Source organism: Streptomyces sp. Tu 3180 (assembly GCF_009852415.1).
Classification (GTDB): Bacteria; Actinomycetota; Actinomycetes; order Streptomycetales; family Streptomycetaceae; genus Streptomyces.
Genome location: NZ_WOXS01000002.1, coordinates 5,655,028 through 5,674,769, shown reverse-complemented (window position 1 = coordinate 5,674,769; position 19,742 = coordinate 5,655,028). Strand labels below are relative to the sequence as shown.

Annotated in this window: 18 protein-coding genes; 13 read left to right on the top strand and 5 right to left on the bottom strand. The window is 72.8% G+C overall.

Annotated elements, in window-relative coordinates:
* Positions 1-128: 128 nt before the first annotated feature.
* The 4 genes from GL259_RS26640 to GL259_RS26625 all read left to right on the top strand — a co-directional run bounded on the left by GL259_RS26640 (position 129) and on the right by GL259_RS26625 (position 2,783).
* Positions 129-761: an AIM24 family protein gene (locus tag GL259_RS26640; RefSeq protein ID WP_159538997.1), complete on the top strand. Its 633-nt coding sequence runs from the start codon at positions 129-131 to the stop codon at positions 759-761.
* 1 nt (position 762) lies between these two features.
* Positions 763-1,413, top strand: coding sequence for an AIM24 family protein (locus tag GL259_RS26635; RefSeq protein WP_159535844.1), 651 nt, complete (start codon positions 763-765; stop codon positions 1,411-1,413).
* Entirely contained in the window at positions 1,410-2,210 is an 801-nt protein-coding gene (locus GL259_RS26630) for an AIM24 family protein (protein WP_159535843.1), read from the top strand. Before GL259_RS26635 ends, GL259_RS26630 begins: the two co-directional genes overlap by 4 nt.
* A 96-nt stretch (positions 2,211-2,306) precedes the next feature.
* Positions 2,307-2,783, top strand: a complete 477-nt coding sequence (locus GL259_RS26625) for a MarR family transcriptional regulator (RefSeq protein WP_159535842.1) — start codon at positions 2,307-2,309, stop codon at positions 2,781-2,783.
* A gap of 49 nt (positions 2,784-2,832) precedes the next feature.
* Here the strand turns inward: GL259_RS26625 and GL259_RS26620 are convergent, their stop codons facing one another.
* Together GL259_RS26620 and GL259_RS26615 are read right to left on the bottom strand one after the other, a co-directional pair.
* Positions 2,833-4,287 (bottom strand): HAMP domain-containing sensor histidine kinase, encoded by a 1,455-nt coding sequence (locus tag GL259_RS26620; RefSeq protein WP_159535841.1) that lies wholly within the window; start codon positions 4,285-4,287, stop codon positions 2,833-2,835.
* Complete coding sequence (locus tag GL259_RS26615; protein ID WP_159535840.1) at positions 4,284-5,003, bottom strand: response regulator transcription factor; 720 nt, start codon at positions 5,001-5,003, stop codon at positions 4,284-4,286. Before GL259_RS26615 ends, GL259_RS26620 begins: the two co-directional genes overlap by 4 nt.
* Positions 5,004-5,119: 116 nt before the next feature.
* On the opposite strand from GL259_RS26615, the gene GL259_RS26610 reads away from it, so the two are divergent.
* Complete coding sequence (locus GL259_RS26610; protein ID WP_159535839.1) at positions 5,120-5,809, top strand: PepSY domain-containing protein; 690 nt, start codon at positions 5,120-5,122, stop codon at positions 5,807-5,809.
* Between the two features lie 162 nt (positions 5,810-5,971).
* Here GL259_RS26610 and meaB read toward each other — a convergent pair whose 3' ends face one another.
* A complete protein-coding gene (gene meaB, locus GL259_RS26605; RefSeq protein WP_159535838.1) occupies positions 5,972-6,928 on the bottom strand; it encodes a methylmalonyl Co-A mutase-associated GTPase MeaB in 957 nt (318 codons plus the stop codon).
* Between the two features lie 51 nt (positions 6,929-6,979).
* Positions 6,980-8,194 carry an acetyl-CoA C-acetyltransferase gene (locus GL259_RS26600; RefSeq protein ID WP_159535837.1) on the bottom strand — a complete coding sequence of 405 codons (1,215 nt, stop codon included), beginning with the start codon at positions 8,192-8,194 and terminating at the stop codon, positions 6,980-6,982.
* A gap of 148 nt (positions 8,195-8,342) precedes the next feature.
* Between GL259_RS26600 and mce the strand changes: the two genes are divergently transcribed.
* From mce to GL259_RS26565, 7 genes are all read left to right on the top strand, one after another.
* The gene (mce, locus tag GL259_RS26595) at positions 8,343-8,783 is read left to right on the top strand and encodes a methylmalonyl-CoA epimerase (protein ID WP_159535836.1); all 441 of its coding nucleotides are present in this window, start codon (positions 8,343-8,345) and stop codon (positions 8,781-8,783) included.
* A 232-nt stretch (positions 8,784-9,015) separates the two neighbouring features.
* On the top strand, positions 9,016-12,897 hold the full coding sequence (gene scy, locus GL259_RS26590) for a polarized growth protein Scy (RefSeq protein ID WP_159535835.1): 3,882 nt from the start codon (positions 9,016-9,018) through the stop codon (positions 12,895-12,897).
* Between the two features lie 184 nt (positions 12,898-13,081).
* Positions 13,082-14,020: a cellulose-binding protein gene (locus GL259_RS26585; RefSeq protein WP_159535834.1), complete on the top strand. Its 939-nt coding sequence runs from the start codon at positions 13,082-13,084 to the stop codon at positions 14,018-14,020.
* A gap of 85 nt (positions 14,021-14,105) precedes the next feature.
* Positions 14,106-15,059 (top strand): ABC transporter ATP-binding protein, encoded by a 954-nt coding sequence (locus tag GL259_RS26580; RefSeq protein WP_159535833.1) that lies wholly within the window; start codon positions 14,106-14,108, stop codon positions 15,057-15,059.
* A gap of 2 nt (positions 15,060-15,061) precedes the next feature.
* Positions 15,062-15,832 carry an ABC transporter permease subunit gene (locus GL259_RS26575; RefSeq protein WP_208026526.1) on the top strand — a complete coding sequence of 257 codons (771 nt, stop codon included), beginning with the start codon at positions 15,062-15,064 and terminating at the stop codon, positions 15,830-15,832.
* Positions 15,833-15,954: 122 nt separating this feature from the next.
* A complete protein-coding gene (locus tag GL259_RS26570; protein ID WP_159535832.1) occupies positions 15,955-17,202 on the top strand; it encodes an ABC transporter ATP-binding protein in 1,248 nt (415 codons plus the stop codon).
* Positions 17,199-18,092, top strand: coding sequence for an ABC transporter permease subunit (locus GL259_RS26565; protein ID WP_159535831.1), 894 nt, complete (start codon positions 17,199-17,201; stop codon positions 18,090-18,092). The genes GL259_RS26570 and GL259_RS26565 overlap by 4 nt, the downstream gene beginning before the upstream one ends.
* 27 nt (positions 18,093-18,119) lie before the next feature.
* Here GL259_RS26565 and GL259_RS26560 read toward each other — a convergent pair whose 3' ends face one another.
* Positions 18,120-18,452: an ATP/GTP-binding protein gene (locus GL259_RS26560; RefSeq protein ID WP_159535830.1), complete on the bottom strand. Its 333-nt coding sequence runs from the start codon at positions 18,450-18,452 to the stop codon at positions 18,120-18,122.
* 240 nt (positions 18,453-18,692) lie between these two features.
* On the opposite strand from GL259_RS26560, the gene GL259_RS26555 reads away from it, so the two are divergent.
* Positions 18,693-19,721, top strand: coding sequence for an LLM class flavin-dependent oxidoreductase (locus tag GL259_RS26555; RefSeq protein WP_159535829.1), 1,029 nt, complete (start codon positions 18,693-18,695; stop codon positions 19,719-19,721).
* Positions 19,722-19,742 lie beyond the last annotated feature (21 nt).

Sequence of the window (19,742 nt, the reverse complement as noted above, 5' to 3'; positions counted from 1 at the left end):
ACCCGCGGTTCCCCGGGATCCCCCGGACGCTCCGGGCGCCGTAGCCCGTAGGGGTCCGGTCAGGGTCCGGTTCCCCCCACGGGACCTGTCGGCGGGGCAAAGGGGCGGCTACCGTCACAAGCGTGGCGATGTTCCGACTTCAGAGCAGCAAGGTGCTCGCCGTCGACATGACCGGGGATGCCGTGAAGGCGAAGAACGGCTCCATGGTCGCGTACGACGGCGACATGGCCTTCAAGAAGCTCAGCGGCGGCGGTGAGGGCCTGCGCGGGATGGTGACCCGGCGGCTGACGGGCGAGCAGATGACGGTGATGGAGGTGAAGGGGCACGGGACCTGCTGGTTCGCGGACCGCGCGTCCGAGATCAACCTGGTCGGACTCCGGGGCGACAAGCTCTACGTGGAGTCGAGCAACCTGCTGGCGACCGACGGCGGGCTGCGCACCGGCACCGCCTTCACCGGGGCGCGCGGCGCCGCGCAGGGCAACGGGCTGTTCACGACGACCGTCGAGGGCCACGGCCAGGCGGCGCTCCTGTCGGACGGCCCCGCGGTGGTGCTCCGGGTCAGCCCGCAGTACCCGCTGACGGTGGACCCCGGCGCCTACGTGGCCCACCAGGGGAACCTGCGGCAGTCCTTCCAGTCCGGCGCCACCTTCCGCACCCTGCTCGGTGAGGGCGGCGGCGAGGCCTTCCAGATCCGCTTCGAGGGCGACGGACTGGTCTACGTGCAGCCCAGTGAGCGGAACACGATCGCGGGGGACGTCTGACATGGCCTTCCGGGAGATCAACGCGAAGATGGTCGAGGCGACCGTGGTGCCGGGCCGGCGGCTGTTCAGCCAGCGCGGCGCGATGCTCGCCTACAAGGGGGAGGTGAGCTTCACCCCGAACACGGCGGGCGGCCAGGGCGGGCTGATGTCGATGATCGGCCGGCGCGTGGCGAACGAGGACACGCCCCTGATGAGCGTCGAGGGCAGCGGCACGGTCCTGTTCGGGCACGGCGGCCACCACGTCCAGGTGATCGACCTCGCCGGGGACACCCTGTGCGTCGAGGCGGACCGGCTGCTGGCCTTCGAGGGCACCCTGGAGCAGGGCACGGTGTTCCTGGGCTCGCAGGGCGGGGTGATGGGCATGGTCCGGGGCCAGGTCTCCGGGCAGGGGCTGTTCACGACCACGCTGAAGGGGCACGGCTCCGTCGCCGTCATGGCCCACGGCGGGGTGATCGAGATCCCGATCACCCCGCAGCGGCCGGTGCACGTCGACCCGCAGGCCTACGTCGCCCACCACGGCGACGTCCGCAACAAGCTGTCCACGGCCCTCGGATGGCGGGACATGGTGGGCCGCGGCTCCGGCGAGGCGTTCCAATTGGAGCTGAGCGGCAGCGGTGCGGTGTACGTCCAGGCGTCGGAGGAGAAGCTGTGAGCACCTACGGAACCCCGGGCCCCGGCCCCACGGTCCTCGACCCCACGACCCTGCCGTCCGACGACAACGTCGATCACCACACCTTCTGCGTGGAGCTCAGCGGCACCCAGTGGTTCATGCAGAAGGGGAAGATGATCGCCTACTACGGTTCGATCGAGTTCAACGGCATCGGGCAGGGCCGACTCGACCGGCTCGTCCGCACGTCGTTCCATTCGCCTCTGCACGCGAGCGACTGGGTCGTGGCGGAGGGCTCGGGCAAGATGCTCCTCGCCGACCGGGCCTTCGACGTGAATTCGTACGACCTGGAGGACGGCAACCTGACCATTCGCTCGGGCAACCTCCTCGGTTTTCAGCCAAGTCTCTCGCTGAAGCAGTCGATCGTGCCGGGTTTCCTGACCCTGATCGGAACCGGAAAGTTCGTGGCCGCGTCCAACGGCCCGGTGGTGTTCATGGAACCCCCGATCCGGGTGGACCCGCAGGCGCTGGTCGGGTGGGCGGACTGCCCCTCCCCGTGCCACCACTACGACCACGGCTACATGACCGGTGTGCTGGGCGGTCTACGTGCGATGACGGGCCTCGGCGGGGTCTCCGGCGAGGAGCACCAGTTCGAGTTCGTGGGAGCCGGCACGGTGCTGCTCCAGTCCTCCGAGGTCCTGATGGCGGAGCAGGCCACGGGGGTCACCCCGCAGCAGCCGGGGGTGCCCGGCGGCGGGGCGCCGGGCGGACCCGGGCAGCCGTCCGGGACACCGCGCCTTCCCGGACAGCTGGGAGACCTCCAGCGTCGCTTCGGGCTGTGAGCGGTAGTCTGCGGAGTGTGACGTCGAACGCGTGCACGTAGCGTCACACGGAAGCATCATTAGTTCGCCTTTCAACTTCTTAGGTAGACTTCATTCATGGAGACCGAGACGGCCACGCGCTGGCTGACCAATGCGGAGCAGTGCGCCTGGCGCACCCACCTGGAGGTCAACAGGCTGTTGACCTACCAGCTCGAGAAGGACCTGCAGCCGTTCGGCCTGACAATGAACGACTACGAGATCCTGGTGAACCTCTCCGAGTCGGAGGACCGGCGGATGCGGATGAGCGACCTCGCCTCCGCCACCCTGCAGTCCAAGAGCCGCCTCTCGCACCAGATCACCCGGATGGAGAACGCGGACCTGGTCCGGCGGGAGAACTGCGAGTCCGACCGCCGGGGACTCTACGCGGTCCTCACCGACCACGGCATGCAGACCATGCAGAAGGTCGCGCCGCACCACGTGGCGTCCGTGCGCCGGCACTTCATCGACCTGCTCGCCCCCGAGGCCCTCACCGAACTCGACAAGGCCCTCAAGCCCATCGCGGAACACCTGCGCGGGCAGCGCGGACGCCCCTGAGGACCCGCCCCCCTGACCGGACGGACCCCGACAACCCCGACGGGGCCCGTCACCCCCGCCCGGCGGGCGGCAGGCGGAGCTCGAACAGGGCTCCGCCCGTCGGCGCCGACCCGACCGTGAGCGTCCCGCCGTGCCGTACGGCGACGTCCCGCGCGATGGCGAGGCCCAGCCCGGCGCCGCCCTCGTCGCGGCTGCGGGCGGCGTCCAGCCGGACGAACCGCTCGAAGATCCGCTCCCGGTCGGCCTCCGCCACCCCCTCACCGTCGTCGGCCACGCCGAGCACCACCCGGTCCCCCTCCCGCCGGACGGTCACCGTGACCCTCTCCCGGGCGTGCCGCCGGGCGTTGTCCAGCAGATTGGCGAGCAGCCGTCCCAACTGCCCCCGTGATCCGGTCACTTCCGCCGGCTCCGTGTCCACCGTCACGCCCGTCCGGCCCGCGGCCTCCTCCCGGGCCAGCGCGGCCAGGTCGACGAGGGCGTCGGCGGGCCGCTCCCCCGCGTCCAGCCGGGCGAGCAGCAGCAGGTCGGCGGCGAGGTGCTGGAGCCGCACGGTGTCCTCGACGGCACCGTCCAGGTCGAGCAGCTCGGGGTGGGCCGCGGCCACCTCCAGCTGGGTGCGCAGGGAGGCGATCGGGCTGCGCAGCTCGTGCGAGGCGTCGGCGACGAACCGCCGCTGCCGCTCCACGGACGTCTCCAGCGCGGCGAGCGTCTCGTTGGTGGTGCGGGCGAGCCGGGCGATCTCGTCGTGCGTGCCGGGTTCCGGGACGCGGCGGGCGAGGTCCTCGGAGGCGGTGATCGCGGCCATCTCCCGGCGGATGCCCTCCACCGGCCGCAGCGCCCGCCCGGTGACCATCCAGGTCACGCCGGCCACCACGCCCAGCAGCAGCGGGAGGCCGAGGAGCATCGCGGTCTGCGCGGTGTCCACGGCGCTGTGCTCGGCGGCGAGCGGGGCGCCCGCGTAGACGGTGAGACGGCCCCGGTCGCGGGTCTCCACGCCGACGGCGGCGAACCGGTAGTCCTCGGTGTCGCCGTCGATCGTCGCGGAGCCGTTGCCGAAGGTGGTCTCGCGGGCGATCTCACCGGGGTCGAGGTCCTCGCCGGAGCCGTCGGAGCCGTCGGAGTCCCCGTCACCGGAATCGTCCGAGCCGTCGGAGTCGTCGTCCTCACCGCCCGGGACGGACGGCCGCGGCCTCACCTCGGCGGTCGCCGTGCCGCTGATCCGCTCCAGGTCCTCGCTGGCCGCGACCAGCCCGCCGTCCTCGTCGAGGATCTGCACCGGGCCGTCGTCGCCGTCCAGCCCCGACAGGCCGCCGTACGGCGTCCCGGCGGCCAGCTCGGAGGCGACCGCCCGCGCGGAGCGCTCCGCCTGGGTGCCCGCCTCGGCGGTCAGGTTGGAGCGCAGCGACAGCAGGACGGCGATCCCCGCCGTGACGAGGGCCACGGCGACCACCAGGGTCGCGCCGAGCGTCGCCCGCGACCGGACCGAGCCGAACAGCCGGCTCACGGCGCCGTCTCCAGCCGGTACCCGGCGCCGCGCACGGTCCGGATCAGCCCGGCGCGCAGCTTGCGGCGCAGGGCGCTGACGTAGACCTCGACGATGTTCGGGTCGCCCTCGTAGGCGAAGTCCCAGACGTGCTCCAGGATCTCCGGCTTGGAGACCACCTCGCCGGCCCTCAGCACCAGCTGCTCCAGGACGGAGAACTCCTTAGCGGTCAGCGCCACCTCGTCCTCGCCCAGGAAGACCCGGCGGGCGGCGGTGTCCACCTTGAGGTCGCCGTGCACGTGCACCGGGGAGGCGCCCGCGCCCCGGCGGCGGCGCAGCAGCGCCTTGATCCGGGCGACGAGGACGACGTACGAGAACGGCTTGGTGAGGTAGTCGTCGGCGCCCGTGTCCAGGCCCTCGGCCTCGTCGTACTCGCCGTCCTTGGCGGTGAGCATCAGGATCGGCACGTCGTGTCCGGCGGCGCGCAGGGCGGCGCAGACCCGGTAGCCGTTCAGGCCGGGCAGCATGATGTCGAGGACGACCAGGTCGTACGTCTCCTCCGTGGCCCGGTGCAGCCCCTCCCGGCCGTCGTGGACGACGTCCACGGCGTAGCCCTCGGCGGTCAGCCCCTTGGCGAGCGACAGGGCGAGGCGCTTCTCGTCCTCCACGATCAGGATCCGAAAGGGGCGGCGCGAAGCGCCTCCGGCGGGGTGGTGGTGGGTGACGGGTGGGCGCATGCCCCCAGGGTCGCAAAGGAAAGCTGAAGATCCCTTCAGGCGGTTTCAGGCTCCCCTCAGCGTCGGTCGGCGAGATTGGGAGGCGTCGAGAACGCAACGACCCGGGAGGAACCCGCATGAAGCGCAACATCGTGATCGCCGTCGTCACGGCCGCCGCCCTCGTCGGAGGAGGCACGGCGACGGCCCTCGCGGTCTCGGGGGACGACGCGCCGACGACACGGGCGACGCAGACGCGGGGCACGGACGACGACACGGCCCGCGACGACGACCGGGACGACGACCGCGACGACCGCGGGCGTGAGGACGCCGACGACCGGGACGGTGACGACGACGCCCGTGTCGCCGTCACCTCCGACGTGACCGCCGCCGACGCCATCGCCGCCGCGCTGAGGCACACGCCGGGCACGGCCGTCTCCGCCGAACTGGACGACGAGGACGACGACGGCAACGGCGGCAAGGCGGTCTGGGAGGTCGGCGTCCTCGCCGGCGGCGACACCCGGCACAGCGTGCGCGTCGACCCGGCCACCGGCGAGGTCCTGGGCGCCCAGAAGGACGGCGACGACGACGTCGCCGAGGTGCGGGCCGCACTGAAGGGCACGTCGGTGACGGCCGGGGAGGCCGCGAGGGCGGCGGCCGCCAAGGGGACGGTGACGTCGGTGGACCTGGACGACGACGGTGACCGGGGCTGGGAGGCCGAGACCCGCGCGACCGGCGGGGACGAGCGGGACTGGCGCGTCGGCCCGGACGACGCAAAGGTCACGGCGGACCGTGACGACGACGGGGGCGACGACTCGGACGACGACTGAGGGCGCGGATGAGCGGGGCCGGGGACGGACGGCGTCCGCCCCCGGCCCCCCTTCCCCTTCCGCCGGGGGCCGCCGCTCCCGGACCCCCGGTCCCGCCCCGGACGGGCCCCGTCCTCGAACGCCGGACCGGCCGGCGGACCGGGCCGGTGCCGGCCGGGGCCGTCAGCCCTGCGTCAGCCCCGCCACCAGTTCGTCCGCCGCGCGGTACGGGTCCAGTTCGCCGGCGATGATCCGTTCCGCCAGGGCGCCGAGCCGGCGGTCGCCGTGGAGGTCGCCGATGCGTTCGCGCAGGGCGGTGACGGCGATCGTCTCGACCTCGCGGGAGGCGCGGGCCAGCCGGCGTTCCGCCAGGACGCCCCGCTCCTCCATCCAGGCGCGGTGCTTCTCCAGCGCCTCGACGACCTCGTCGACGCCCTCCTGGCGCGCGGCGACCGTCTTGACGATCGGCGGGCGCCAGTCGCCGGGGGCCCGGGACTCGCCGAGGCCGAGCATGTGGTTCAGCTCGCGGGCGGTGGCGTCGGCGCCGTCGCGGTCGGCCTTGTTGACGACGTAGACGTCGCCGATCTCCAGGATCCCGGCCTTGGCGGCCTGGATGCCGTCGCCCATGCCGGGGGCCAGGAGGACGACGGAGGTGTCGGCCTGGGAGGCGATCTCCACCTCCGACTGGCCGACGCCGACCGTCTCGACCAGGACCACGTCGCAGCCGGCCGCGTCCAGCACGCGGATGGCCTGCGGCGCGGCCCAGGCGAGGCCGCCCAGATGGCCGCGGGTGGCCATGGAGCGGATGTAGACACCGGGGTCGGAGGCGTGCTCCGACATCCGGACGCGGTCACCGAGCAGGGCGCCGCCCGAGAACGGGGAGGACGGGTCGACGGCCAGGACGCCGACCCGCTTGCCCTGTTTGCGGTACGCGGTCACCAGCGCCGAGGTGGACGTCGACTTGCCGACGCCCGGCGAGCCGGTCAGACCGACCACGTACGCGTTGCCGGTGAGCGGCGCCAGGGCCGCCATGACCTCCCGCAGCTGCGGGGACGCCCCCTCCACCAGGGAGATCAACCGGGCCACGGCCCGCGGCCTGCCCTCCCTGGCCTGGGCCACCAGGGTGGAGACGTCCTGCATCACAGCTCCGTTCACGAGAGAAGACCCTGCACACCTGCGAAGAAAACCGGCTCAGGCCCTGGGGACCCGCACGATCAGCGCGTCGCCCTGGCCGCCGCCGCCGCACAGCGCCGCCGCGCCGACCCCGCCGCCGCGCCGCTTCAGCTCCAGCGCCAGGTGCAGCACGAGCCGCGCGCCGGACATGCCGATCGGGTGCCCCAGGGCGATGGCACCGCCGTTGACGTTCACCTTTTCGGCGGAAACCCCGAGGTCCTTCATTGACTGCACGGCGACCGCGGCGAACGCCTCGTTGATCTCGATGAGGTCGAGATCGGAAACCTCCAGGCCCTCCTTCTTGAGGGCGTGCAGGATCGCGTTGGACGGCTGCGACTGCAGGGAGTTGTCCGGGCCGGCCACGTTGCCGTGGGCGCCGATCTCGGCGATCCAGTCCAGTCCGAGCTCCTGCGCCTTGGCCTTGCTCATCACGACCACGGCCGCCGCACCGTCCGAGATCTGCGAGGAGGAGCCGGCGGTGATGGTGCCGTCCTTGGCGAAGGCGGGGCGCAGCTTGCCCAGCGACTCGGCGGTGGTGTCGCCGCGGATGCCCTCGTCCTTGCTGAACAGGACCGGGTCGCCCTTGCGCTGCGGGATCTCGACCGGGGTGATCTCGGCCTCGAAGACGCCGTTCTTCTGGGCGGCGGCGGCCCGCTGGTGGGACAGGGCGGCGATCTCGTCCTGCTCCTGTCGGCCGATGCCCAGGCGGGTGTTGTGCTTCTCGGTGGACTCGCCCATGGCGATGTTCTCGAAGGAGTCGGTCAGACCGTCGTGCGCCATGGCGTCGAGCATCTGGACCGCGCCGTACTTGAAGCCCTCGCGGGACTTCGGCAGCAGGTGGGGGGCGTTGGTCATGGACTCCTGGCCGCCGGCGACGACCACGTCGAACTCGCCGGCCCGGATCAGCTGGTCGGCCAGCGCGATGGCGTCGAGGCCGGAGAGGCACACCTTGTTGATCGTGAGCGCCGGGACGCTCATCGGGATGCCGGCCTTGACCGCGGCCTGGCGCGCCGGGATCTGCCCCGCCCCGGCCTGGAGCACCTGCCCCATGATCACGTACTGGACCTGGTCGCCGCCGATCCCCGCACGGTCGAGGGCGGCCTTGATCGCGAAGCCGCCGAGGTCGGCTCCGGAGAAGGACTTCAGCGAACCGAGCAGCCGCCCCATCGGGGTGCGGGCGCCCGCGACGATGACGGACGTCGTGCCGTTCGTTGCGGAAGATGCAGAAGACATGAGCTGCGATCCCCTTCCGGCCTGCACAGCCGAGGAGTGAACGAGGGTTTACTTCGAATGTACTGACGCCCGACGGACCGCGTCATCGGCCTTTCGGTGTGATCGCGCGCACGTTGCGTAACCACCGCGGGAGCGCTGCACTGAATTCATGCTGACGCGAATCGACCACATCGGAATCGCCTGTTTCGACCTCGACAGGACCGTCGAGTTCTACCGTGCCACCTACGGCTTCGAGGTGTTCCACTCCGAGGTCAACGAGGAGCAGGGCGTGCGCGAGGCCATGCTCAAGATCAACGACACCTCGGACGGCGGCGCCTCCTACCTCCAGCTGCTGGAACCGACCCGGGAGGACTCCACCGTCGCCAAATGGCTGGCGAAGAACGGCGAGGGCGTCCACCACATCGCCTTCGGTACGGCGGACGTGGACGCGGAGGCCGCCGGCATCCGCGACAAGGGCGTACGCGTCCTGTACGAGGAGCCCCGGCGCGGCTCCATGGGGTCGCGCATCACCTTCCTGCACCCCAAGGACTGCCACGGCGTACTGACGGAACTGGTCACTTCGGCACCGGTTGAGTCACCTGAGCACTGACCCACGTACATAGGGGCCGGTAGGGTTGGGTGTGGTCGCCGCTCGATCCAGGGTGACCGGGTCCTGCCGTCAACGGCGGCGGGACCGACCGGGGTCCGGGTTTCGGGGGGCGAGCGCCGGGGCAGCAGCCCATGCTCCGCCGTTGATCTGACACCATTCCCCGGTGAGCCCCGTTCGCCGGACGGACGGAGCTCGGCCAGACTTGTGACCAGGGGACGGATGGGACCGCGCAGTGCGGGGCTACGAGAGCCAGGAGCGAGAGCCGGCGGCTGACGTCGACCACCTCTCTCGGTTCGAAGCCGAGATGAAGCGGCTGAAGACCGAGCGGGAAAAGGCGATCCAGCACGCCGAGGACCTCGGCTACCAGGTCGAGGTGCTGCGCGCCAAGCTGCACGAGGCGCGGCGCACCATCATGTCCCGGCCCGCCTACGACGGCGGGGACATCGGCTACCAGGCCGAGCAGTTGCTGCGCAACGCGCAGATGCAGGCCGACCAGCTGCGGGCGGACGCCGAGCGGGAGCTGAGCCAGGCCCGGGCGCAGACCCAGCGGATCCTGCAGGAGCACGCGGAGCAGGCGGCCCGGCTCCAGGCCGAGCTGCACCAGGAGGCGGTGACCCGGCGCCAGCAGCTCGACCAGGAGCTGGCCGAGCGCCGGCAGACCGTCGAGTCGCACGTCAACGAGAACGTGGCCTGGGCGGAGCAACTGCGCGCCCGCACCGAGCAGCAGGCCCGCCGGCTCCTCGAGGAGTCCCGCGCGGAGGCGGAGCAGGCCATGGCCGCCGCGCGCGCGGAGGCGGAGCGGCTGACCGCCGAGGCGCGGCAGCGGCTGCAGAGCGAGGCCGAGTCGGCCCGCGCGGAGGCCGAGCAGCTCCTGCGCCGGGCCCGCGCGGACGCGGAGCGGCTGCTGAACGCCGCCTCCACGCAGGCGCAGGAGGCCACCGACCACGCCGAGCAGCTGCGGACGTCGACCGCCAGCGAGTCGGAGGCGGCGCGCCGTCAGGCGCAGGAGCTCGCCAGGGCCGCCGAACAGCGGATGTCCCAGGCCGAGACCGCGCTGCGCGAGGCGCGCGCCGAGGCGGAGAAGGTGCTCGCCGAGGCGAAGGAGGCCGCGTCCAAGGCGCTCGCCTCCGCCGAGTCCGCGAACGAGACCCGCACGCGCACCGCCAAGGAGCAGGTGGCCCGACTGGTCGAGGAGGCCACCAAGGAGGCCGAGCGGACCAGGTCCGAGGCCGAGCAGCTGGTCGCGGACGCCCGCGCGGAGGCCGAGAAGATCGTCGCCGAGGCCGCCGAGAAGGCCCGCGCGATCACCGCCGAGGAGTCGGCCACCCAGCTGTCCAAGGCGGCGCGGACCGCCGAGGAAGTGCTCAACAAGGCGTCGGAGGACGCCAAGAAGACCACCCGGGCCGCCGCCGAGGAGGCCGAGCGGATCCGCAAGGAGGCCGAGGCCGAGGCGGACCGGCTGCGGGCCGAGGCGCACGACATCGCCGAGCAGCTCAAGGGCGCGGCGAAGGACGACACCAAGGAGTACCGCGCCAAGACGGTCGAGCTGCAGGAGGAGGCCCGCCGGCTGCGCGGCGAGGCCGAGCAGCTGCGCACCGACGCGGTCGCCGAGGGCGAGAAGATCCGCGCGGAGGCCCGCAAGGAGGCCGTGGCGCAGATCGAGGAGGCGGCGAAGTCCGCCGAGGAGCTGCTCGCCAAGGCCAAGGCGGACGCGGACGAGCTGCGCTCCACCGCGCAGGCGGACAGCGAGAAGGTCCGCACCGAGGCCATCGAGCGCGCCACCACGCTGCGCCGGCAGGCCGAGGAGACGCTGGAGCGCACCCGCAAGGAGGCCGAGCGGCACCGCGCGGAGGCCGCCGAGCGGGCCGAGGCGCTCAGGGAGGACGGCGAACGGGCCGCGCGCGAGCTGCGCGAGGAGACCGAGCGGGCCGTCGAGGCCCGGCGCGCGGAGGCCGCCGAGGAACTGACGCGGCTGCACGCGGAGGCCGAGGAGCGGCTCGCCGCCGCCGAGCAGGCGCTGCGCGACGCCCGTGAGGAGGCCGCCCGGATCCGCCGGGAGGCGTCCGAGGAGAGCGAGCGGCTGCGCACCGAGGCCGCCGAGCGGATCCGTGCGCTCCAGCAGCAGGCGGAGACGGAGGCCGAGCGGCTGCGCGACGAGGCCGCCGCCGACGCGTCCGCGTTCCGCGCGGAGGGCGAGGCCGTCGCCGTGCGGCTGCGGTCGGAGGCCGCGGCCGAGGCGGAGCGGCTGAAGTCGGAGGCGCAGGACAGCGCCGACCGGGTGCGGGCCGAGGCGCAGGCCGCCGCCGAGCGGCTGGCCACGGAGGCGTCGGAGACGCTGGCCGCCGCGCAGGAGGAGGCCGCCCGGCGCCGCCGCGAGGCCGAGGAACTCCTCGGCTCGGCGCGGCAGGAGGCCGACCGGGAGCGCGAGCGGGCCCGCGAGCAGAGCGAGGAGCTGCTGGCCTCGGCGCGCACGCGCGTGGAGGAGGCGCAGGCGGAGGCCGTGCGCCTGGTCGAGGAGGCCGACCGGCGCGCCACCGAGATGATGGCGGCCGCCGAGCAGCACGCGGCGCAGGTGCGGGACTCCGTCGCGGGGCTGCACGAGCAGGCCCAGGAGGAGATCGCCGGGCTGCGCAGCGCCGCCGAGCACGCGGCGGAGCGCACCCGCCGCGAGGCCGAGGAGGAGGCGGACCGGGTCCGCGCCGACGCCTACGCGGAGCGGGAGCGGGCGTCCGAGGACGCGGGCCGGCTGCGGCGCGAGGCGCAGGAGGAGACCGAGGCCGCCAAGTCGCTGGCCGAGCGCACGGTGTCCGAGGCGATCACGGAGGCCGAGCGGATCCGCACGGAGGTCGCCGAGCACGCCCAGCGGGTGCGCACGGAGGCGTCGGACACCATCGCCGAGGCCGAGCAGAGCGCGGCGCGCACCCGGGCGGACGCCCGCGAGGACGCCAACCGGATCCGTTCGGACGCGGCGACGCAGGCGGACACCCTCATCACCGAGGCGCGCAGCGAGGCCGAGCGGCTCACCGCCGAGACGATCACCGACACCGACCGGCTGCGCACGGAGACGGTCGCCGAGGCCGAGCGGGTGCGGGCCGAGTCGGTCGCCAAGGCGGAGAAGCTGATCGCGGACGCCACGGGCGACGCGGAGCGGCTGCGGGCCGAGGCCGCGGAGGCGGTGGGGTCGGCGCAGCAGCACGCGGAGCGGACCCGCGCCGAGGCCGAGCGCGTCAGGGCCGACGCGGAGGCGGAGGCCGAGCGCCTGGTGTCGTCCGCGCGCGAGGAGGCCGAGCGGACGCTGGACGAGGCCCGCAAGGAGGCCAACAAGCGGCGCTCCGAGGCCGCCGAGCAGGTCGACAAGCTCATCACGGAGACCGCCGCCGAGGCGGACAAGCTGCTCGCCGAGGCGCAGCAGCAGGCGCTGAAGACGACCGCGGACGCCGAGGCGCAGGCGGACACGATGGTCGGCGCGGCCCGCAGCGAGGCCGAGCGGATCGTCTCCGAGGCGACCGTCGAGGGCAACACGCGCGTGGAGAAGGCCCGTACGGACGCGGACGAGCTGCTGGTCGGCGCGCGCCGGGACGCGACACAGATCCGCGAGCGCGCGGAGGAGCTGCGCGAGCGCGTCACGAGCGAGATCGAGGAGCTGCACGAGCGGGCCCGCCGGGAGGCGGCCGAGACGATGAAGTCCACGGGCGACCGCTGCGACGCGCTCATCAAGGCCGCCGAGGAGCAGCTCGCCAAGGCCGAGGCGAAGGCCAAGGAGATCGTCTCCGAGGCCAACTCCGAGGCGGGCAAGGTCCGCATCGCCGCCGTGAAGAAGGCCGAGGGCCTGCTGAAGGAGGCGGAGCAGAAGAAGGCCACGCTCGTCAAGGAGGCCGAGGAGCTGAAGGCCGAGGCGGTCCGCGAGGCGCGGCGCACGGTCGAGGAGGGCAAGCGGGAGCTGGAGGTCCTGGTGCGGCGCCGGGAGGACATCCAGGCCGAGATCTCCCGGGTCCAGGACGTCCTGGAGGCGCTCGAGTCGTTCGAGGCGCCGTCGTCGGGCAAGGACAACGGGGTCAGGGCGGGGGCCACCGCGGGCGCCGCCCGTTCGGGTGGCAAATCGTCGGATAACTAGCAAACCGGACGGGATTTCCGTGTCGCCGGAGGGCTTTGACCAAGGCTTTGGCAAGTCCTCCGGCGATCAGCCACTCAAAAGGGGTGTCATTCTCCGTATCAAACGTGCATCCGCTCGATGACACACCGCTTCGGCCCCTAGGATTCCACCTATCACCTCACCGGTCTCTTTCGACAGGAACCCCATGAGCGACACTTCCCCCTACGGCTTCGAGCTTGTGCGGCGTGGGTACGACCGCGCTCAGGTGGACGAACGTATCTCCAAGCTCGTCTCCGACCGTGACAGCGCTCTCGCCCGCATCACCGCTCTGGAAAAGCGCATCGAGGAGCTCCACCTCGAGACGCAGAACGCCCAGGCCCAGGTCAGCGACGCCGAGCCGTCGTACGCCGGCCTCGGCGCCCGGGTCGAGAAGATCCTGCGGCTCGCCGAGGAAGAGGCGAAGGACCTGCGCGAGGAGGCCCGGCGCGCGGCGGAGCAGCACCGCGAGCTCGCCGAGTCGGCCGCCCAGCAGGTGCGCAACGACGCCGAGTCGTACGCCGCCGAGCGCAAGGCGAAGGCCGAGGACGAGGGCGTACGGATCGTCGAGAAGGCCAAGAGCGACGCCTCCCAGCTGCGTGCCGAGGCGCAGAAGGACGCGCAGTCCAAGCGCGAGGAGGCGGACGCCCTCTTCGAGGAGACGCGCGCCAAGGCCGCGCAGGCCGCCGCCGACTTCGAGACGAACCTCGCCAAGCGCCGCGAGCAGTCCGAGCGCGACCTGGCGTCCCGTCAGGCCAAGGCCGAGAAGCGGCTCGCCGAGATCGAGCACCGCGCGGAGCAGCTGCGCCTGGAGGCCGAGAAGCTGCGCACCGACGCCGAGCGCCGCGCCCGCCAGACGGTGGAGACCGCGCAGCGCCAGGCCGAGGACATCGTGGCCGACGCCAACGCCAAGGCCGACCGGATCCGTTCGGAATCGGAGCGCGAGCTCGCCGCGCTGACCAACCGCCGCGACTCCATCAACGCCCAGCTGACGAACGTCCGCGAGATGCTCGCCACGCTCACCGGCGCCGCGGTGGCCGCGACCGGCACGCCCGCCACCGACGACGAGCCGATCTCCCGCGGGGTTCCGGCCCAGCAGTCCCGGTAACGTCCCGCCGTACGGCGGGCGAACATCGGCGAAGCCCTCTGCCACTGAGGTGGCAGAGGGCTTTGTCCCGTTTTAGCGTGGCCGCATGATCGAGCTCGAGGGGCTGACCAAGCGGTACGGCGAGAAGGTGGCGGTCAACAACCTGACCTTCGCGGTCAGACCGGGCATCGTCACGGGCTTCCTCGGTCCCAACGGCGCGGGCAAGTCGACCACCATGCGGATGATCCTGGGCCTGGACCGGCCCACCGCCGGGGACGTCCGGATCGACGGCACGCACTACGACCGGCTCGAGGACCCGCTGACGTGCATCGGCGCCCTGCTGGAGGCCAAGGGCGTGCACCCCGGCCGCAGCGCCTACCACCACCTGCTGTGCCTCGCCCAGAGCAACGGCATCCCCCGGCGGCGGGTGCACGAGGTGCTGGACACGGTCGGGCTGGCGGCGGTCGCGCGGAAGAAGGCCAAGGGGTTCTCGCTCGGCATGAGCCAGCGGCTCGGCATCGCGGCCGCGCTGCTCGGCGACCCGCGGATCCTGATGTTCGACGAGCCGGTCAACGGCCTCGACCCCGAGGGCATCCACTGGATCCGCACCCTGATGAAGTCGCTCGCCGCCCAGGGCCGCACCGTCTTCGTCTCCTCGCACCTGATGAGCGAGATGGCGCTCACCGCCGACCACCTCGTCGTCATCGGCCAGGGCCGGCTGCTCGCCGACACCTCCATGGCCGACTTCATCGAGCGCAACTCCCGCTCCTACGTCCGGGTCCGCAGCCCGCAGCGGGAACGGCTGCTGGACGTGCTGCACCGGGCCGGGATCACCGCCGTGGAGAGCGGGAACGGGGCGCTGGAGGTGGACGGCGGCAAGGCCGAGCACATCGGCGAGCTGGCGGCCCGGAACCAGCTGGTGCTGCACGAGCTGAGCCCGCAGCAGGCCTCCCTGGAGGAGGCGTTCATGCGGCTGACCGCGGAGTCGGTGGAGTACCACGCCCACTCCGACGCGCCCGTCACCGCACGGCAGTGGGGCGACGGCTGGAGGAGGAGCTGAGCATGGCGGCGGTGCAGGTCGTCCGGTCCGAGTGGACCAAGATCCGGTCGGTGGCGTCCACGGTGTGGACGCTCTCCCTGGCGGTGGTCGTCACCATCGCGCTCGGCATGCTGATCTCGGCGCTGTCGAGGAGCGAGTTCGACGGGATGAGCGCGCGGGACCGGCTCTCCTTCGACCCGACGTTCATCAGCTTCGCCGGGATGAGCCTCGGCCAGCTCGCGATGGTCGTGTTCGGGGTGCTGGTGGTGTCGAACGAGTACAGCACCGGGATGATCCGCACCTCGCTGGCGGCGGTGCCGCGGCGCGGCACGTTCCTGGCCGGCAAGCTGGCGGTCGCCACCGCGCTCGCGCTCGTGGTCTCCCTGGCCACCGCCTTCGCCGCGTTCTTCCTGGGCCAGGCGATGCTCGGCGAGCACCGGGCGTCCCTCGGGGACGAGGGGGTGCCGCGCGCGGTCATCGGCGGCGGCCTCTACATGACCCTGATCGCGGTGTTCTCGATGGGGGTCGCCACGATGCTGCGCTCGCCGATGCTGTCGCTGGGCGTCCTGGTGCCGTTCTTCTTCCTGATCTCCAGCGTCCTGGGCTACGTCGACGCGACGAAGGAGGTCGGCCGCTTCCTGCCCGACCAGGCCGGCAGCAGGATCATGCAGGTGGTGCCGCCGGTCGGCGACGACACCCCGTACGGGCCCTGGGGCGGCCTGGGGATCATGGTGCTGTGGGTGGTCGCCGCGCTCGTCGGCGGCTACGCGGTGCTGAAGCGGCGCGACGCGTAGGGGGCGACCGGTCGGGACCGGTTCTGCCTCGTCTTGAGCGGAACCGTCGGCGCCTGGATATCCTCCTAACCCTTACGGGGGCGTGTGCCCCGCTGTCCTGAACCTTTCGATGGGTGCGGAGCATGATCGAGGCAGTCGGCCTGACCAAGCGCTACGGCGACAAGACCGCTGTGTACAACCTGTCCTTCCAGGTGCGGCCCGGAGCCGTCACCGGCTTCCTGGGCCCCAACGGATCCGGCAAGTCGACGACGATGCGGATGATCCTCGGCCTGGACAACCCCACCGCGGGCCACGTCACGATCGGCGGCTACCCGTACCGCAGGCTGCCCAACGCCCCCCGCCAGGTCGGCGCGCTGCTGGACGCCAAGGCGGTGCACGGCGGCCGGTCCGCCCGCAACCACCTGCTGTCCCTGGCCCAGCTCTCCGGCATCCCGGCCCGGCGCGTGGACGAGGTGCTGGGTGTGGTCGGCCTGCACGACGTGGCCGGGCGGCGGTCGAAGGGCTTCTCGCTGGGCATGGGCCAGCGGCTCGGCATCGCCGCCGCGCTGCTCGGCGACCCGCAGGTGCTGCTGTTCGACGAGCCGGTCAACGGCCTCGACCCCGAGGGCATCCTCTGGGTGCGCAATCTGATGAAGGCGCTGGCCGCCGAGGGCCGTACGGTGTTCGTCTCCTCGCACCTGATGAGCGAGATGGCGCTCACCGCCGACCACCTCATCGTCATCGGGCGCGGACAGCTGCTCGCCGACATGAGCGTGAAGGACTTCATCTCCGCCAACTCCGCCGACTTCGCGCGCGTGCGCACGCCCGACACCGAGCCACAGCAGCGCGAGAAGCTGTCCGCCGCGATCACCGAGGCCGGCGGCCACGTCCTGCCCGAGCAGGACGGCGCGCTGCGGGTGACCGGACTGCCGCTGCCGCGCATCAGCGACATCGCGCACGACGCCGACGTACGGCTGTGGGAGCTGTCGCCGCACCAGGCCTCGCTGGAGGAGGCGTACATGCGGATGACGCAGGGCGCCGTCGACTACCGCTCGACCGCCGACCAGAAGGCGGGGCTCCAGCAGCCGCTGCCGCCCGGCGCGCAGCCGCCGATGCCGGTTCCGGGTCAGGGCCAGCCCGGCTGGTACGCCCCGCCGCCGCCCCAGCAGGGCGGGCAGCCCTTCGCGGTGCCGCCGGGCGCGCCGGGGGCTCCCGCGGGCCCCTACGGCGCCCCGGGCGCCGCTCCGGGTGCCCCCGCGTCCAACCCGTACGCGCAGCCGGCCCCGCAGGCGCCCGGGAGCCAGGCTCCGGCCGCTCCGGCCGCTCCGCCCGTCGCGCCCCCGACCGCCCCCACCGCCTCCGACGTGACCAAGCCCGAGGACGCCCGATGAGCACGCCCCAGCCCCCGATGCCGCAGACCGCCGCACCCGCATGGCAGGCGGCGCCCGGTTCCGCCTCTCCCGCCTCCGGCCCGGCGGGCCCCGGTTACACCTCGCCGATCCCGGTGGTGCGCACGCACCTCGGGCACGCGATCGCCTCCGAGTGGACGAAGATCAGGTCGGTGCGCTCCACGATGTGGACGCTGGGCGTGTTCGTGCTGCTCGTGGTCGGCATCGGCCTGCTGACCGGCCTGGTCGTGTCCGGCCAGGACGCCGACCTGGGCGGGGAGAGCCCGCTGGGACTGGGCTTCTTCGGGCTGCTGCTGGGCAGCATGTGCCTCATGACGCTGGGCGTGCTGACCACGGCCTCGGAGTACGGCACCGGCATGATCCGCACCACGACGGTCGCCTGTCCCTCGCGCGCGCGGGTCCTCGCGGCGAAGGCCGTGGTGTTCTTCCTGGTCGCCTTCGTGGTGACCCTGGTGTCCGCCACGCTCATCGGCTTCGCGCACGTGGCGCTGCTGGAGGGCAACGGCACGAAGGAGCCCTCGGGCGAGGAGTGGCTGAAGGGCACGGTCGGCATCTCGCTCTACCTCGCCCTGCTCGGCATGCTCTCGCTGGCCGTCGGCTCGATCATCCGGCACTCGGCGGGCGCCATCACCATCATGATCGGTGCCGTGCTCGCCCCGCTGGTGATCGCGCTGTTCATGTTCTCGTCCTCGCTGCAGGACGTTCAGCAGGCGCTGTTCGAGTACTCCATCCCGAACCAGATGAGCATCTTCTACGCCAACTCCCTGAGCGATTCCGGACCGTCCGGCTGGGACCCGCTGTGGATCATGCTCGGCGTCACCGCCGTGACGCTGGGCGCCGCCTTCGCCCTGCTGGAGAAGCGGGACGTCTGACGGACCCCGCCGGCCTCCCGGCCCCGGTCAGAACCTCGGCGCGTTACGGGACCGCTGCACCCGCGTGGTGCGGCGGTCCTTCGCGTTCCAGCACGCCTTGTGCCAGTGCCGGCGCTCGTCGACGCCCGAGTGCTCCGGCCAGGCCACCACGTGCGGCACCCCGTCCGGGATCAACTGGTCGCAGCCGGGGCAGCGGTAGGCCTTGCCCTGGGCGCTGGCCCCCGCCACGTGCCGTACGCTCCACTCCTCGCCCTGCCAGCTCTCCGTGGACTGCCAGCCGCCGTAGCGGCCGGAACGGTCCTCCTCGGCGCTGCGGCCGGACGAACCGGCTCCCTTGGGTCGGTTGCGACGCGGGGACACGGAACACCTCACGGGGCTGTACGGGATGCGGGGGCCGCTTCCAGCCTACGCGGCGCGTGCAGGGGCAGGCGTACGCCACCGAACCTCACAAGTCCCCTCCACGACGCGGCGGCACCCTTCCGAGCGGCGCATTCTGCAGACAATCCGCAAAGCCCTCCGCCCGGCCGTGTCCTCGGCACGTGTCGGACGGTTATGCCCTGTGGGGGAGCTCCGCGTCGGGGCCAAGGAAGCAGGAAAGCAATGCGCGTTGGAAGTTTCGTGTTGGCCGCCCAGTTCCCCGGGCAGGGCGAGGGGGAGGCGCTGCACCGCGCGGTCCGCTCGGCCGAGGTGGCCGAGGAGGCGGGGCTCGACACGGTCTGGCTGGCCGAGCACCACTTCGTGCCGTACGGCACCTGCCCGTCGGCCGTCACCCTGGCCGCGTTACTGCTCGGCCGCACCCGCCGCCTGCGGGTCGGCACGGCGGTGAGCGTGCTGCCCACCACCCATCCCGTGGCGCTCGGCGAGCAGGCCGCGCTGCTGCACATCACCAGCGGCGGACGGTTCTCGCTGGGCGTCGGGCGCGGCGGGCCGTGGGTCGACCTGGAGGTGTTCGGGGCCGGTCTGGAGGCGTACGAGAAGGGGTTCCCGGAATCACTCGATCTGCTGCTGCGCTGGCTGCGCGAGCCCTCCGTCGGGACCGCCGGCGAGCGCTTCGCCTTCCGTGAGGTCCCGGTCGTGCCGCGCCCGTCGGAGTCCCTCACCGAGACCGAGGGCCCCGAGGTCGTGGTCGCCTGCACCTCCCCGGCGAGCGTGCGGCTGGCCGCCGAGCGCGGGCTGCCGATGCTGCTCGGGATGCACGTCGGGGACGAGGAGAAGGCCGAGATGGTCGCCCTGTGGCAGCGGCACGCGCGCGCGTGCGGGCGGCCGGCCCCGGAGGTCCACCGTGCCGCACACGTCTCGGCCGGTGTCTGCCAGATCGCGGACCGGCGCACGGACGCGGTGGAGACGCTGACGAAGGTGATGCCGGGCTGGCTGCGCCAGGGGCTCGAGGCGCACGTCACGGTGGACGGCCGGAAACGGCAGATGCGCGACCCGCTGGCGTACACCGAACTGCTCTGCGAGCTGCACCCGGTGGGCACGCCGCGGCTGTGCGCCGACCGGCTCGCCGCGACCAGCGAGCGCACCGGCATCTCCCGTTTCGCCCTGCTCGTCGAGGGTTCCGGCGATCTGGCGGCGACCGAGGAGAACGTACGGCGGCTCGGGGCCGAGGTACTGTCCCAGCTCGGCTGAGCGAGCCGGGTCCCGCGGAAG